15 protein-coding genes are annotated in these 15,830 nt (G+C 42.6%); 14 read left to right on the forward strand and 1 reads right to left on the reverse strand.

Features of this window, described 5'->3' with window-relative positions; translation table 11 throughout:
* Positions 1–163: 163 nt before the first annotated feature.
* The 9 genes from ACEQ1T_RS22040 to ACEQ1T_RS22080 all read left to right on the forward strand — a co-directional run bounded on the left by ACEQ1T_RS22040 (position 164) and on the right by ACEQ1T_RS22080 (position 10,094).
* Positions 164–2,026 (forward strand): methylmalonyl-CoA mutase family protein, encoded by a 1,863-nt coding sequence (locus tag ACEQ1T_RS22040; RefSeq protein ID WP_370224754.1) that lies wholly within the window; start codon positions 164–166, stop codon positions 2,024–2,026.
* On the forward strand, positions 2,016–4,208 hold the full coding sequence (gene scpA / locus ACEQ1T_RS22045; protein ID WP_370224755.1) for a methylmalonyl-CoA mutase: 2,193 nt from the start codon (positions 2,016–2,018) through the stop codon (positions 4,206–4,208). The genes ACEQ1T_RS22040 and scpA overlap by 11 nt, the downstream gene beginning before the upstream one ends.
* Entirely contained in the window at positions 4,209–5,327 is a 1,119-nt protein-coding gene (gene meaB / locus ACEQ1T_RS22050; protein WP_370224756.1) for a methylmalonyl Co-A mutase-associated GTPase MeaB, read from the forward strand.
* Positions 5,328–5,554: 227 nt separating this feature from the next.
* Positions 5,555–5,992, forward strand: coding sequence for a BrxA/BrxB family bacilliredoxin (locus ACEQ1T_RS22055; RefSeq protein ID WP_009332872.1), 438 nt, complete (start codon positions 5,555–5,557; stop codon positions 5,990–5,992).
* A 182-nt stretch (positions 5,993–6,174) separates the two neighbouring features.
* Positions 6,175–6,966, forward strand: coding sequence for a transporter substrate-binding domain-containing protein (locus tag ACEQ1T_RS22060; protein WP_370224758.1), 792 nt, complete (start codon positions 6,175–6,177; stop codon positions 6,964–6,966).
* A 95-nt stretch (positions 6,967–7,061) separates the two neighbouring features.
* Complete coding sequence (locus ACEQ1T_RS22065) at positions 7,062–7,721, forward strand: amino acid ABC transporter permease (RefSeq protein WP_206838435.1); 660 nt, start codon at positions 7,062–7,064, stop codon at positions 7,719–7,721.
* Positions 7,714–8,436, forward strand: coding sequence for an amino acid ABC transporter ATP-binding protein (locus tag ACEQ1T_RS22070; protein ID WP_370224759.1), 723 nt, complete (start codon positions 7,714–7,716; stop codon positions 8,434–8,436). Before ACEQ1T_RS22065 ends, ACEQ1T_RS22070 begins: the two co-directional genes overlap by 8 nt.
* 116 nt (positions 8,437–8,552) lie before the next feature.
* On the forward strand, positions 8,553–9,545 hold the full coding sequence (locus ACEQ1T_RS22075; protein WP_206838428.1) for an aromatic acid exporter family protein: 993 nt from the start codon (positions 8,553–8,555) through the stop codon (positions 9,543–9,545).
* Between the two features lie 21 nt (positions 9,546–9,566).
* Positions 9,567–10,094: a L,D-transpeptidase gene (locus ACEQ1T_RS22080; protein WP_206838425.1), complete on the forward strand. Its 528-nt coding sequence runs from the start codon at positions 9,567–9,569 to the stop codon at positions 10,092–10,094.
* Positions 10,095–10,287: 193 nt separating this feature from the next.
* Here ACEQ1T_RS22080 and prli42 read toward each other — a convergent pair whose 3' ends face one another.
* Positions 10,288–10,383: a stressosome-associated protein Prli42 gene (gene prli42 / locus ACEQ1T_RS22085; RefSeq protein ID WP_019380208.1), complete on the reverse strand. Its 96-nt coding sequence runs from the start codon at positions 10,381–10,383 to the stop codon at positions 10,288–10,290.
* A gap of 179 nt (positions 10,384–10,562) precedes the next feature.
* On the opposite strand from prli42, the gene mce reads away from it, so the two are divergent.
* From mce to ACEQ1T_RS22110, 5 genes are all read left to right on the forward strand, one after another.
* Positions 10,563–10,973 (forward strand): methylmalonyl-CoA epimerase, encoded by a 411-nt coding sequence (gene mce / locus ACEQ1T_RS22090; RefSeq protein ID WP_206838422.1) that lies wholly within the window; start codon positions 10,563–10,565, stop codon positions 10,971–10,973.
* Between the two features lie 3 nt (positions 10,974–10,976).
* The gene (locus ACEQ1T_RS22095) at positions 10,977–12,527 is read left to right on the forward strand and encodes an acyl-CoA carboxylase subunit beta (protein WP_370224761.1); all 1,551 of its coding nucleotides are present in this window, start codon (positions 10,977–10,979) and stop codon (positions 12,525–12,527) included.
* A gap of 77 nt (positions 12,528–12,604) precedes the next feature.
* Complete coding sequence (locus tag ACEQ1T_RS22100) at positions 12,605–13,717, forward strand: tripeptidase T (protein ID WP_370224762.1); 1,113 nt, start codon at positions 12,605–12,607, stop codon at positions 13,715–13,717.
* A gap of 137 nt (positions 13,718–13,854) precedes the next feature.
* The gene (locus ACEQ1T_RS22105) at positions 13,855–14,331 is read left to right on the forward strand and encodes a chemotaxis protein CheW (protein WP_206838416.1); all 477 of its coding nucleotides are present in this window, start codon (positions 13,855–13,857) and stop codon (positions 14,329–14,331) included.
* Positions 14,332–14,455: 124 nt separating this feature from the next.
* Positions 14,456–15,754, forward strand: coding sequence for a DNA polymerase IV (locus ACEQ1T_RS22110; protein WP_370224763.1), 1,299 nt, complete (start codon positions 14,456–14,458; stop codon positions 15,752–15,754).
* The last annotated feature ends 76 nt before the right edge of the window (positions 15,755–15,830 follow it).

Genomic DNA, 15,830 nt, shown 5'->3' on the forward strand with positions numbered 1-15,830 from the left:
GGTTTCTTATTGTTCATTGCTTGTTTCTCTTTTGTATACTAAAATAGGTATATGGAGAATTTAGAATTTTATTATAATTTTCTTGCGGCATTGTTTCTTACAAGAAACGGGTCCGCTGCCGCATGAGGGGAGGGAACGCTGTCAGCAATAAGGACAGCAAATTATGTCATTAAAGAAAATGATTAAAGAAAAATTCCCGCAGCAGACAAATCAAGACTGGGAACAAAATGCGGAAAAAGCTCTTAAAGGGAAATCCTTAGAAACATTATCACGAAATACATATGAAAACATAAAATTGAAACCGCTTTATTCCAGAGAAGACATGGGAACTGGTGCATTATCTCAGTATCCGGGCTTAGAAGATTTTAGAAGAGGTTCCTATGCAGCCGGATACCTGTCAGAAAAATGGAAGGTTGCACAGAAAATTAGTGCTTCCTCTTCCGAAGAGCTGTCAGATAAACTCCATGCCGCCATAAATAAAGGGCAGACAGCGCTGGCTTTCGAGCCTGAACTGTTAAAAAATCCAGAGAAGATAAGCGCGGCTGTTGGCGAACTCTATGACAAATATCCTTTCAGTGTGGATGCAGGCCCAAATCAGCACTTATTAATAGCAGGTCTTAGTGCAGTAAAAGGACAAGAAAAAGTCTCTGGATACATTGCCGCCGACCCGCTAGCTATTGCTGCTGCCGATTCACTGAACGGCCGCTCAATCGATGAGCTATATGAAAATTTGAATGAAACGGTGAGTGTGGCAGCTGTAAATCTGCCCAGCCTGAAAACAATCATGGTAAATTCTGCGATCTATCATAATGGCGGCGCAAATGCTGTCCAGGAACTTGCATTTTCACTTGCAGCAGGGGTAAATCACCTGCAATATTTTCTTGAAAAAGGCAAAAGTACCGAAGAAATGTTATCCAAAATGGTTTTTAAGTTTGCTGTTGGCTCAAACTTTTTTATGGAAATCGCCAAGCTGCGTGCCGCAAGGGTTTTATGGGGAAAAGTGGCGGAAGCATACGGAGCTGATGGTGACGGTAAAAAAATGGTCATTTCAGCAGAGACATCCTTTTTTACAAAGTCAGCCTATGATTCCTATGTGAATATGCTGAGAGCAGGAAATGAAGCGTTTGCAGCAATTTTGGGAGGAGTCCAATACCTTCATGTCAGCCCATTTAATGACCCGGAAGGATCTCAAACTCCTTTTTCAGAACGGATTGCCCGCAATACTCAGTTGATTTTAAGGGAAGAGGCGCATTTACTGAAGGTGTCTGATCCAGCAGGCGGCTCCTGGTATATTGAGCATCTGACAAATGAATTGATTTCTAAATCCTGGGAACTTTTCCTTGAGATAGAAGAGCAGGGAGGAATGGCGGATGCCCTCCAATCAGGATGGGTTCAGGATCAGATTATTCAAGTACTTGAAAAGAAGAAGAAAGATGTTCATACAAGAAAACAAAGTATCATCGGAACGAATATATATGCAAATCTTGATGAAAAGCCGCTTCAGATAGAAATGGAAACCGTCCGTAACAGCAGGAGTGATCTCAAGACTATCACACAGGTTCGTCTTTCTGAGTCTTTCGAGGGTTTGCGGAATTTATCTGAAAGATTAAAAGGAAAGGGCATTCGTCCTGAAGCAGGTCTTATCTGTCTGGGAGCATTGAAAGACCATAAGGCGCGTGCTGATTTTATTTCCGGCTTCCTGGCTCCCGGAGGAGTTGATGCAGTTAAAAGCGGTTCGGTATATAACCCTGAAGATGCTGAAGCATTTATTCAAAAAACAAATTGCAGGCATTATTTTATTTGCGGATCAAATGAACTATACGATAGCATGGCTGTACCTTTAATTAAACAATTGAAAGAAGCTTTCCCGTCAGCTGAAATCTATTTAGCCGGCCTTCCCGAAGAGAGGGAAAAGGATGAATATGAGAACGCTGGCATCGGCGGATACATTCATGTAAAGAGCGATTGCTATGAAACTCTCTTAAATATGCTGAACGAGATGGAGGCGGCAAGCAATGGCCAATAAACCTGATTTTAAAAGCCTGGATATTCTTAAAGCAAAACAATCAGCCAAAGATGACTGGAAAAGAAAAGCTGAGGAAGAAATCGATTCATCCATTGATCATCTTCTCTTTGAAACAAATGAGCAAATAAATGTAAAGCCTCTGTACACAAATGAAGATCTTAAAGACATGGAGCACATAAACGATAAGCCTGGACTGCCCCCTTATACAAGAGGGCCATATTCAACCATGTATGTGAACAGGCCATGGACTGTCCGGCAGTATGCCGGTTTCTCTACTGCAGAGGAAAGTAATGCCTTTTACAGGCGCAACCTTGCAATGGGTCAAAAAGGCTTATCAGTCGCTTTCGATCTGGCTACTCATAGAGGCTATGATTCAGATCATCCAAGAGTCGAGGGAGATGTCGGGAAAGCTGGCGTGGCCATTGATTCCATCCTGGATATGAAGACTTTGTTTAATGGGATACCTTTAGATCAAATGTCTGTATCCATGACGATGAATGGAGCGGTATTGCCTGTCATGGCTTTTTATATTGTTACAGCGGAAGAGCAGGGAGTAAGCCAGGAGAAACTTTCTGGAACGATCCAGAATGATATCTTAAAAGAATATATGGTGCGCAACACATATATATATCCTCCGGAAATGTCCATGAAGATCATTGCCGATATTTTTGAATATACTTCAAAATACATGCCTAAGTTCAATAGCATCAGTATTTCTGGCTATCATATGCAGGAAGCGGGGGCTCCTGCTGATATTGAACTTGCCTATACGCTGGCAGATGGTCTCGAATATGTAAGAACCGGCCTTAAAGCTGGAATCGATATCGACTCCTTTGCACCAAGGCTCTCGTTTTTCTGGGCAATCGGCATGAATTACTTTATGGAAGTGGCAAAAATGCGGGCAGCCCGCTTCATATGGGCAAAAATGATGAAGACCTTCGAGCCGGATAATCCAAAATCAATGGCACTTAGAACGCATTCTCAAACCTCTGGCTGGAGCTTAACAGAGCAGGATCCGTTTAATAATGTAACAAGGACTCTCATTGAGGCGCATGCCGCTTCAATGGGCCATACACAATCCCTTCATACGAATGCACTGGATGAAGCCATTGCATTGCCGACAGACTTTTCTGCCCGTATAGCTAGAAATACGCAGCTGTACCTTCAGGAAGAGACAGGGATCACGAATGTAATTGATCCTTGGGGCGGCTCTTATTATGTTGAAGCTTTAACAGATCAGTTAATTAAGCGCGCCTGGGAGCATATTGAAGAAATCGAAAATCTTGGCGGAATGGCCAAGGCGATCGAAACAGGATTGCCAAAAATGAAGATCGAAGAAGCGGCTGCCAGAAGGCAGGCACAAATTGATTCCGGTAAAGAAACCATAATAGGTGTGAATAAATACCGGCTGGAAAAAGAAGAGCCGATTGATATTCTTGACATTGATAACACAGCTGTCCGATTAAAGCAAATCGAGAAGCTGGAGCAGCTGAAGGCTTCACGCGATAATGAGAAAGTTGCTGAAGCCTTGGAAGCTATTACTAGAGCTGCAGATACAGGGGAAGGAAATCTTCTTGAGCTAGCAGTAAATGCAGCCAGGGTTCGAGCCACTCTTGGGGAAATTTCTGAAGCGATTGAAAAAGTGGCCAATCGCCATAAAGCAATTATCCGTTCTATCAGCGGCGTGTACAGTTCTGCTTTTTCCAACGAAGATGAAATTGCAGAAGTGAAGCAGATGACAGATGAATTTCTTGAAAATGAGGGAAGGAGGCCGCGGATTCTGATTGCCAAGATGGGGCAGGATGGACATGACAGAGGAGCAAAAGTCATTTCCACTGCCTTTGCCGATCTCGGCTTTGATGTGGATATAGGCCCTCTTTTCCAGACACCGGAAGAAACAGCCATGCAGGCTGTAGAAAATGATGTACATGTCATTGGCATCAGTTCACTTGCTGCCGGACATAAAACCCTTCTTCCGCAGCTTGCCGCTGAACTGAAAAAACTGGACAGGGAAGATATTATTGTCGTCATTGGCGGGGTTATTCCGGCACAGGATTATCAGTATTTATATGAGCATGGTGCTTCTGCCATTTTTGGCCCGGGCACCGTCATTCCAGTGGCAGCCCAAAAAGTCATCAGGGAGATATACAGCCGTCTCGGGTATGAGGAAGTGACCCAGTAAATGACTGAGGATAAGAAACCGGAATGGTTTGATGAAGAAAAAGCAGATAATTTTTCAAGCATTGTCCGCGGTGGTGTGGATACAGGTGAGCCGGAGCTGAAATTTGAGAAAAAAGGCAGGTTTCAAAAAAAATCTGCCGCCCTCCCTGATCTTAACGTTCTGGAAGAAGGTATTTTGAATGGCAGCAGAGGTGTGCTTGCCAGAGCGATCACTCTGATTGAAAGTAATGCAGAACATCATTTTCGTCATGCACAGGAAATCCTGCTCAAACTTTTGCCCCATTCAGGACAATCGCTCAGGATTGGGATAACAGGGGTGCCGGGAGCAGGTAAGAGCACATTCATTGAATCATTTGGGACATACCTATGTGATGCAGGATTAAAAGTAGCGGTGCTTGCTGTCGATCCGAGCTCCAGCTTGAGCGGCGGAAGCATCCTTGGCGATAAAACGAGAATGGAGCAGCTGTCCAGAAACCCAAATGCATTCATAAGGCCTTCCCCTTCAGCAGGGAAATTGGGAGGAGTCCACCGGAAAACAAGAGAAACCATGCTTCTGTGTGAAGCGGCAGGCTTTGATGTAATTCTGGTCGAAACAGTCGGTGTGGGACAAAGTGAGGTCATTGTCAGGGACATGGTTGACTTTTTTATGCTATTAACGCTGACAGGGGCAGGCGATGAATTGCAGGGAATGAAAAAAGGCATTATGGAACTGGCGGATGCGGTAATTGTCAACAAAGCCGATGGAAGCAATAAAAAATTGGCCGAGAAAACAAAAGCAGAATATAACCGTATTCTTCATTTTCTCCAGCCTGCTACAAAGGGATGGCAAACCAGAGCCTATACCTGCTCTTCTGTTTTTAATCAGGGCATCCCTGAGATATGGAAAGTAATCAAAACATTTGAAGATACCTCAAAAGCCTCAGGCGTGTTTGAGGAAAGAAGAAGACTCCAGACAAAACAATGGATCCATTCCATGATCCTCGATCAGCTTCAATTCAGCTTTTTTTATCATCCTGCAGTAAAGCCGCTCCTTCCAAAAATCGAAAACGAGGTCATCGCAGGAAACAGGACGGTTACATCTGCAGTGGAAGAATTGTTTAATATCTATTCGAAAAGATAAAGCTGCCCGCGCCGGGGCAGCTTTTCATACAAAAAAATGGCCAGTGCCTTGCGGGCACTGGCGAATCTAGGGAGTTTAGGGGTATGGATCTAGCTGTAGTTTTATCTTTCCCCCATAACCCAAAAGCTAAACTTTTTTATTCGAAAAATTGACTTGATTGTAAAATTTGTTCTTGTCTTGGTATTATGTATATAGTGAAAAAGAAATTTGGCAGAGGAGCGATGATTATGAATATGGATTTCAATTTATTTATGAATGATGTTGTAAGGCAGGCGCGGCAGGAAATTGTGCATGCTGGCTATACAGAATTAACGACACCGGAAGAAGTGGATGAAGCCCTTAATAAAAAAGGCACAACACTTGTAATGGTGAACTCAGTCTGCGGGTGTGCAGGCGGAATTGCCCGTCCGGCGGCCATGCATTCCCTGCATTATGATAAGCGCCCTGACCATTTGGTTACTGTATTTGCCGGCCAGGACAAAGAAGCAACAGAAAAAGCAAGATCTTATTTTACCGGTTATCCGCCATCATCACCATCTTTTGCTCTTCTTAAAGACGGAGAATTATGCACGATGATCGAGCGCCATGAAATTGAAGGACATGAGCCAATGGCTGTTGTTCAAAAACTGCAGGATACCTTTGAGAAATATTGCGAAGAGCTTTAAATAGCGGAAGGTCCCGAATTTCGGGACTTTTTTTTGTGTGTATACTTGTCTGAATAATTAAACTTTGTATAAATATTTAAAAATGTTATTGCATAAATATAAAAATCTGTTAAAATTCATTTTAGTGAATATTTATTAATAGTTATGCAGAAATTATTCATATTTTATAGGGGGAAACTAAAATGAAAAAAGTCATCATGTTTGCTTTAAGTATACTTTTAGTCAGTGTATTAGCTGCATGCGGCACAAGTGAAGAAGCCAGCACGGGAAGCGGATCAGGGGAAAACTCAGATAAAAAAGTATTAACAATGGGCACGTCAGCGGATTATCCGCCATTTGAATATGTAGATTCCGCAAAAGGGGAAGAAATTATCGGCTTTGATGTGGATTTGGCCAAAGCGATCGCTGAAAAACTGGGTTATGAGATACAAGTAAAGGATATGGACTTTAACGGATTGATTCCTGCATTGGAAACAAGCCAGGTTGATTTTGTTCTGGCCGGTATGACACCTACTGAAGAGCGCAAACAAAACGTTGATTTCAGTGATGTATATTATACAGCGAGCCACATGATCGTCTCAAAAAAAGGAAGCGGAATTGAGTCATTGGAAGATTTGAACGGAAAAACTTTAGGAGTTCAGCTTGCCTCCATCCAGGCAGATAAAGCAGAAGAAATTGGTGAGACAGTTGATATGACTGTGGAAAACCGCAATCGCATCCCTGAATTGATTCAGGAAATTATGGCAGGCCGTTTTGATGCTGCCATGATTGAAGACACTGTTGCTAAAGGATACTTTGAAAAAAATGAAGATTTAGCCGGTTTTACTATCGAAGAAGCTGAAGCGGAGGCAGGTTCGGCCATTGCTTTTCCTAAAGGAAGCGATTTAACTGAAAAATTTAATGCAGAGCTTTTGAAGATGAAAGAAAACGGTGAATTGGAAGAACTAATCGTAAAATGGTTTGATAACAAATAATTCCGCTGGGAATTGGCGTCCAAGGCATATTTTCCTTTGGACGCTTTATTCTTCTCGAAAACTAATAAACTACTTATAGAGAGGATGGAAAGATAGTGAATCTGGATTTTCAGCAGTTCATCCCCTCCCTTCCATATATACTGAAAGGCATTGGCGTCACGCTTCAAATAGTTTCTATGGCAGGGATACTGGGTTTTGTCTTAGGCATTATTCTATCATTCTTTAAAATCAGCAGATTTAAACCTCTTGGGTGGATTGCAGATGCCTATACATCCGTCTTTAGAGGAACACCTCTTGTTCTTCAGCTAATGCTCATTTATTATGGATCACCACAGCTGATCGGGTATAAAATTGATCCTTCCACAGCTGCCGTCTTGTCTTTTGGACTAAACTCAGCAGCCTATATTTCGGAGATTATCCGGGCCGGCATCCTGGCCGTAGATAAGGGCCAAAGTGAAGCGGCCATGGCTTTAGGTGTACCATATAGGCCGGCCATGATGGATATCATTCTCCCGCAGGCGATGAAAAACATTTTGCCTGCTTTGATGAACGAGTTTATTACCCTGACAAAAGAGTCTGCAATCGTAACGGTTATTGGTGTTACAGACGTGATGCGCCGGGCTTACATCGTGGGAGGCGAAAAGTTTTCATACTTCGAACCAATACTGATTGCCGGGCTTATCTATTACATTATGGTTATGATCCTGACTGTGCTTGGAAAAGGGATCGAAAGGAGAATGAGACGCAGTGATTAAAGTGGAAAATTTGCATAAACATTTCGGTAAACTTGAAGTTCTTAAAGGTATTTCTACCAGTATTCAAGATGGCGAAGTAGTAGCAATTATTGGTCCATCCGGTTCCGGCAAGTCAACATTGCTGCGCTGCATCAATCTCCTGGAAATGCCTACAGACGGCCGGATCATGATTAGCGGGCAGAACATTACGGATAAGAGCACGAACATTATGAAAGTGCGCCAAAATGTGGGAATGGTTTTTCAGCATTTTCATTTATTTCCACACAAAACGGTTCTGCAAAACCTGACCTATGCACCAATGAAGGTTAAGGGAGTTTCGAAATCGGACGCTGAGAAAGCAGGGATCGAGCTTTTGGAGAAGGTCGGATTATCAGCCAAAGCATACGAATATCCAAATCGGTTATCCGGGGGACAGAAGCAAAGGGTCGCGATTGCCAGAGCTCTTGCTATGAAGCCTGATGTCATGCTGTTTGATGAACCGACATCCGCTCTTGACCCGGAAATGGTGAAAGAAGTGCTGGACGTTATGAAAAATTTAGCCCATACAGGCATGACAATGGCAATTGTAACCCATGAAATGGGATTTGCCCGTGAAGTGGCAGACAGGGTGCTTTTCCTGGATGGCGGCGTGCTTGTAGAGGATTCTTCACCTAAAGAATTTTTTTCTAATCCTAAGAGTGAACGTGCAAGGGATTTCTTGCAAAAAATGCTATAATCGATATATGCTATGGGAGAAGATGATCAAAAGGATCATCTTCTCTTTCGCTTTTCTCAAAACTAACAGCCTTCTTATAATTTGATGCGGGCAAATGAATATAGGAGTTTGACTAAATGAAGTACAGAATTGGCTACCGGACAATCAAGACTGCCGTGGGAACTTCCATTAGCATTATGATTGCACAAATGCTGCAGCTTGATAATTTTGTCTCTGCAGGAATCTTAACTATTTTATGCATAAAAGTAACGAAGAAAAAGTCTCTGCGCGCTTCATGGGACCGTTTTTTTGCCTGCTTAATGGCAATGGTGTTTTCTTCCTTGTTTTTTGAGGGGATTGCCTACCATCCGCTTGTAATTGGACTGCTGCTTTTGTTTTTTATCCCCGCAGCTGTCATGGTAAAGGCCAGTGATGGGATAGTGACAAGCTCCGTTATTATTCTGCATATTTATTCTGCAGGGAAAGTTTCAAAGGAACTCCTGCTGAATGAACTGGGCATTATTACTGTAGGTATTGGTGTGGCGCTCATCGCAAACCTCTATATGCCCAGTCTGGAATCGAAGCTTAAGGAGTATAGACTCGAGATAGAGGATAACTTTAAGATAATCTTTGATGAAATCGTGAAGTATTTGCGCACACATGAGAGCAGCTGGGATGGCAGAGAAATCACTGAAACGATGGAATTGATCGATAAGGCAAAAACATTGGCTTTCAGAGATGTCGAAAACCATTTCCGAAGGAATGATAATTTATATTATCACTATTTTAAAATGAGGGAAAAACAATTTGAGATTATTGAGCGTGTTCTTCCAAGTGTTACGTCCATTGCATTGCCTGTTGAACAGGGGGAGATGATTGCTGACTTTATTGAGGAGTTATCGGACCACATTCATCCAGGGAATACGGCCATTCAATTTCTGGAGAAATTATACCGAATGAGAGTTTCATTTGAAAATATGGAGCTCCCCAAGACAAGAGAGGAATTTGAGGCACGGGCTGCGCTGCTTCACTTTGTAAAAGAAATGGAACAGTATTTAATTATAAAAAGCTCTTTTATAGGATTAAAGGATAGGGAAATGAATCAAGACAGGACAGCAGAAGCAAACTAAGGAAAAGGAATTGGAGCGTGAATGATCATGCTGAAGTTTGCTGCAGCGGCCATCATGTTTTTTTCATTTTCCCCAATCTGGCCTTTGGGACCCAACCCGCTGCCAGGAGATCCATTTTTAATTGTCAATAAACGGACTAATGAAGTTGCGTATATTCAGGATAATAATGTCCAGAATGTCATCTCAGCTGCAACCGGGAAAACGGATGATCTTACACCTGAAGGCCTGTTTACTGTTACTGTAAAGGCAGCGGATCCTTACTATAGGAAAAAGGAAATTAAAGGCGGTGACCCCCGTAATCCGCTAGGGTCAAGATGGATTGGGTTTGACGCAGAGGAAACAGATGGCAGAATCTATGGCATTCACGGAACCAACGATCCATCGTCCATCGGCAGATATGTCTCCAATGGATGTATTAGACTGCAGAATGAAGCTGTCGAGTCGTTATATGAATCCGTGCCGATTGGAACAAAGATCTTAGTAGTCACCTCAACCAAAAACTTTGACGAACTAGGAAGAGAATACGGCGCAATAAAAAAAGATAATTAAAAGAATGTACAGCTGCATCTGAATGGATGCAGTTTTTTAATGCCTTGTATGACTGGAAAGTGTTATAGATGTAAAATAAATTCTAAAATATGTTAGATAAATTAGATAACCTGTTAAAAATATGTTGGATAAAACAAAAAAAGCTGCCCGGAATGGCCATCCGCAGCAGCTGAAAAAATCTACATAGTTTCTGTTATAAAAACATCGACATTCCCATAATGAGTGTAGATGCGAGCATTGCAAATATCATTAAATAAACAATCACCTTTGTCATTTTCTTATTTGACATTCTATTCCTCCTCGTCCCAATTCTTACTATTATTTTACTAAGAATCTTCAAATTGAACAACCGCTCAATTTTTAAAAGGATTTTCGACATTTTTAACGAATATTTAAATAATAGTCTTAAAATATGCCCGCATTCTGCGGGAAATTGATAATATCCGACATCCATGAGGAGGAAATCAGATGATCCAGAAGGTGGACCATATAGGGATTGCAGTCAGGTCTCTTGATGAAGCGCTTCCATTTTATACTGAAACGCTGCAGCTAGAATTTCTCGGAATTGAGGAAGTGGAAAGTCAAGGGGTAAAGGTTGCTTTTATTAAAGCAGGGGAAACGAAACTTGAGCTGCTGGAACCGACAAGTGAAGAAAGTCCAATTGCCAAGTTTATAGAGAAGCGAGGCGAAGGTCTTCATCATGTAGCATTAGGTGTTGACAGCATACAGGAACGCATTAATCAAATGAAGGAACAGGGCATCAGGATGCTGCAGGATGAACCGAAGATTGGTGCTGGCGGTGCCCAGGTAGCCTTTATGCACCCGAAATCAACAGGCGGCATATTATACGAATTTTGTGAAAAGAAAGGATTGAAATAAAGCATGGCAGACATCTATGAGAAAATAAATGAGTTATACGACCGCCGCAGGGAAGTCGAACTGGGCGGAGGGGATGAACGTATACAAAAACAGCATGAAAAAGGGAAACTGACTGCCCGTGAACGAATCGATTTATTAGTTGACCCGGGCACATTCGTTGAGCTGAATCCATTTATTGAGCACCGCAGCACAGATTTTGGATTGGAAAACCAAAAAGGCCCCGGCGATGGTGTTGTAACGGGCTATGGTAAAGTCAACGGACGGCCTATCTTCTTATTTTCCCAGGACTTTACTGTTTTTGGCGGTGCCCTTGGGGAAATGCATGCAAAAAAAATTGCCAATGTAATGGATTTGGCGGCAGAAAATGGGGCTCCATTTGTAGGCTTGAATGATTCCGGAGGTGCCAGAATTCAGGAAGGTGTTGTTTCCCTTGATGGGTACGGCCATATTTTCTACCGGAATTCCATTTATTCAGGAGTGATTCCTCAGATCTCCGTCATTATGGGGCCTTGTGCAGGCGGAGCGGTTTATTCTCCAGCGATCACGGATTTTGTCTTCATGGTGGAAAAAACGAGCCAGATGTTCATAACTGGCCCAAAAGTAATCGAAACGGTAACTGGGGAAAAAATTTCACCGGAGGATCTGGGCGGTGCCCGTGTGCATAACACAATCAGCGGAAACGCACACTTTAGAGGCGAGTCCGAAGAGGAAGTTATTGAGCAGGTGCGAAGTCTTTTAAGCTACCTTCCACAGAATAATGAGGAAAAACCGCCATTGTCAGAACGGGATGAGGACGATGATTACCGTCCGGATCTGACAGACGCCATTCCTTTTGATGCCCTTCGTCCATATGACGTCCGAAAAGTCATTGAACAGGTAGTGGATAAAGATACTTTTATGGAGGTACAGCGTGACTTTGCTAAGAATATTGTAGTCGGGCTTGCCCGAATCAAGGGTGAAACGGTGGGACTTGTCTGCAATCAGCCGAAGGTAATGGCAGGAGGACTTGATATTGATTCTTCCGATAAGGCTTCAAGGTTTATCCGGTTCTGTGATTCCTTTAATATTCCTCTTATTACATTTGAGGACGTTACAGGCTTTTTCCCAGGTGTTAAACAGGAGCATGGCGGGATCATACGGCATGGTGCAAAGATTCTCTATGCTTACTCAGAAGCAACAGTGCCAAAGCTTACTGTTATTTTAAGAAAAGCTTTCGGCGGAGCCTACGTTGCCCTGAACAGTAAATCTATCGGCGCAGATCTTGTATTTGCATGGCCGAATGCGGAAGTAGCCGTAATGGGTCCTCAAGGTGCAGCCAACATTATTTTTGCAAGGGAAATCCAGAATAGTGAAGATCCCGAGGCCACCAGAGCACAAAAAATCGAGGAGTACAGAGAAAAGTTCGCTAATCCATATGTGGCGGCAAGCAGGGGCATGGTGGATGATGTCATCGATCCGCGAGAAACGAGAATCAAGATCATTCAGGCGCTTGAAATGCTGCGAAATAAAAAAGAAAGCAGGCCGCATAAAAAGCATGGAAATATTCCGCTATAAATGATTCCTTATTTGCTGTGCCAAAATTTTGGAGTTATACTTGCTTAGTAAGCTTAAATTTGGAGGTTTGTACATAAATGATTAATGAGGAACGCTTATTAAACGAATTTCTGGAACTGGTGCAAATTGATTCTGAAACAAAGTATGAAGCTCAAATTGCAAAAGTCCTGAAGAAAAAATTCAGGGATCTTGGGGTTGAGGTGTACGAAGACGATACAACTGCACAGACCGGACACGGTGCAGGCAACCTCATCTGCACTCTTCAGGGAACTAAAGAAGGAACAGACACAATTTATTTCACTTCCCATATGGATACGGTTGTTCCTGGAAAAGGAATTAAACCTTCCATTAAGGACGGCTATGTTGTAACAGATGGAACAACGATCCTGGGTGCCGACGACAAGGCAGGACTTGCTGTTATGCTGGAAGTTGTTAAAGTCCTGAAAGAGCAGAATATTGCTCATGGAACTATCCAGTTTATAATCACAGTTGGTGAAGAATCCGGACTGGTCGGAGCGAAGGTACTCGATCCTTCACTTGTTAAAGCGAAGTTCGGCTATGCACTGGACAGTGACGGAAAAGTGGGAAATATTATCGTTGCCGCTCCGACACAAGCAAAAGTAAAAGCTGCTATTCTAGGGAAAACAGCACATGCCGGTGTAGCCCCTGAGAAAGGCATTTCTGCTATCACTATGGCAGCGAAAGCGATTTCAAGAATGCCGCTTGGCCGCATTGATGAAGAAACAACGGCTAACATTGGGCGTTTTGAAGGCGGCCAGCAGACGAATATCGTGTGTGATCATGTTGATATTTTAGCAGAAGCACGTTCATTAATTCCTGAAAAAATGGAACAGCAGGTAGCTAAAATGAAAGAAGCTTTTGAAAGTGCTGCCGAAGAAATGGGCGGCAAAGCTGAAGTGGATGTTCAGGTTATGTACCCTGGCTTTAAATTTGGCGAAGGCGACCATGTCGTTGAGGTAGCCCGCAGAGCCGCTGCCAAGATTGGCAGGAGCTCCGAGCTTCTTCACAGCGGCGGCGGAAGCGATGCGAACGTTATTGCCGGTTTAGGAATTCCTACAGTCAATCTTGCTGTTGGCTATGAAGAAATTCATACAACCAATGAGCGCATGCCTATTGAAGAATTAAATAAATTGGCTGAAATGGTTATTGCCATTATCGAAGAAGTCTAAGCGTAAGCTTAAAGAAAGGGAACCCGATGCGGTTCTCTTTTTTATATTACTGAATTCAATTAGTTTCCTCACTAGTTAGAAAATAATGGCTATGGTATATTAGTTCTATACATAAGAGTTTCCGAGGAGGAAATGGAATGACTGAAAATAATAAAGCTGTCGTTTTCTGTGCAGGAAATGAGGAATATGCCACGCCCATTCCTTTTGTTATATCAATTGAAAAAATGGAGGGCATTACACCGATTCCTCATTTGCCTAGTCATGTAAGAGGAATTGTTAAAGTCCGGGGAGAGCTAATTCCCGTTGTTGATTTTGAAGAAATTCTTTACAGCCGGACACTGCCCGATAGCGACTCAGCAAGAATGATCGTGCTGCAGACAGACGAGCTATCATTCGGAGTGCTAGTGAATGAAGCCAAGGAAATTCTCGATATTCCAGCAGACTGCCTGAAACAGCCAGGTTTGATTGCCTATCAAAAGACCAATTATTTTACAGGTGTAGCCAATATCGAAAGCAGGCTGATTACCATAATCGACCCTGCAAAGCTGGTGGAATCTCTGGAAGGAATAAGGGAAATAAAGGAGTATATGAAAACGCAGCACACAACAGCATAGTGATCGAATATAAAAACAGGGGATCAAGATTCTCTGTTTTTGCTTTTATAAAATCCTTCTAATAAAAGAAAAGAAAAATTTCTGCTAAAATAGAATTGAATTATTTTTACAGGGAAGTGCCGGCATGAAACAAATGTATCCAAAAAACGGGAGAGTTATCCTCCATGTTGATATGAATAGTTTTTATGCTTCGGTTGAAATGGCTTATGATCCCACATTAAAGGGCAAGCCTTTAGCGATCGCAGGCAATCCGGAGGAGAGGCGCGGAATAATTGTGACTTGCAGCTATGAGGCAAGGAGCTTCGGCGTAAAAACCACCATGCCTCTATGGGAGGCTAAAAAGCTCTGTCCCCAGCTGATTATAATGAAGCCAAATTTTGAGAGATATCGTGCAGCTTCTATGGGAATGTTTGATATATTGCACGAATATTCCTCCCTTGTTGAACCTGTATCCATTGATGAAGGATATGTGGACATAACAGACAGCTATGAGTTTGGGAGCCCAATAGAGATTGCCGAGACGATACAGAAGCAGATCTTTCAGCAGCTCGATTTGCCCTGCAGCATCGGTGTTGCTCCCAACAAATTTTTAGCCAAGATGGCTTCTGACATGAAAAAGCCAATGGGGATTACTGTTCTCAGAAAAAGAGATGTACCGCATATTCTATGGCCAATGCAAGTGGAAGAAATGCACGGAGTCGGCAAGAAAACCGGGGAAAAGCTGAGAAATCTCAACATCACCACTATCGGCGAATTGGCAAAAGCGGATGAAATTAATTTAAAAGCAGCCCTGGGCATCAATGGCCCGAGACTGAAACAAAAAGCTAATGGCCAAGATCTTAGAAAAGTCGATCCGGAATCGGCTTCTGAATTTAAAAGTGTGGGGAATTCGACTACACTGCCAAGGGACGTTTCAAATCAAAGAGAGCTGCTTCAGGTGCTTGAAAAATTGGCTGCACAGGTTTCTTCCAGACTGAAAAGGAAAAAAGTAATGGCGGTATCTCTGGGGATTACCATTCGGTATAAGGACCGGAAAACCATTACCAGAAGCCGCAAACTGAAGAATCCGATTCAGCAGGATGAAGATATTTATCAAATGGCAAAAGAGCTTTTTATAAAACATTGGAATGGAAATGCAGTACGATTGCTGGGCATTACAGGAACAGACCTTGTTTATCCCGAACAGGCGGTTAAACAGCTGGATCTATTCAGTTTTGAAAAGGATGCCAGAAAGGAGCCGTTATTTCAGACAATGGAACTTTTGCGCAAGAAATACGGAACTAAAATAATCGACAATGCAGGTGCACTTTCGGAAATGAAATTGACCCGCCCCAAAATCGGCACTGATACCAGCTTTAATAAAGACTTTTTGCATAGTATGCCTGAAAGGGGCAATAAAAAAGAAAAAGATGATATTTCATGAGTTTTTCAGGCGGCTATAAGCTAAACTAAGACAGGAAAGTTGAATAAGAATAGGAATCTTGCTAAAGTAAAGTGGA

It is taken from the genome of Cytobacillus sp. (genome assembly GCF_964223445.1).
In the GTDB taxonomy this organism is placed as follows: Bacteria; Bacillota; Bacilli; order Bacillales; family Cytobacillaceae; genus Cytobacillus.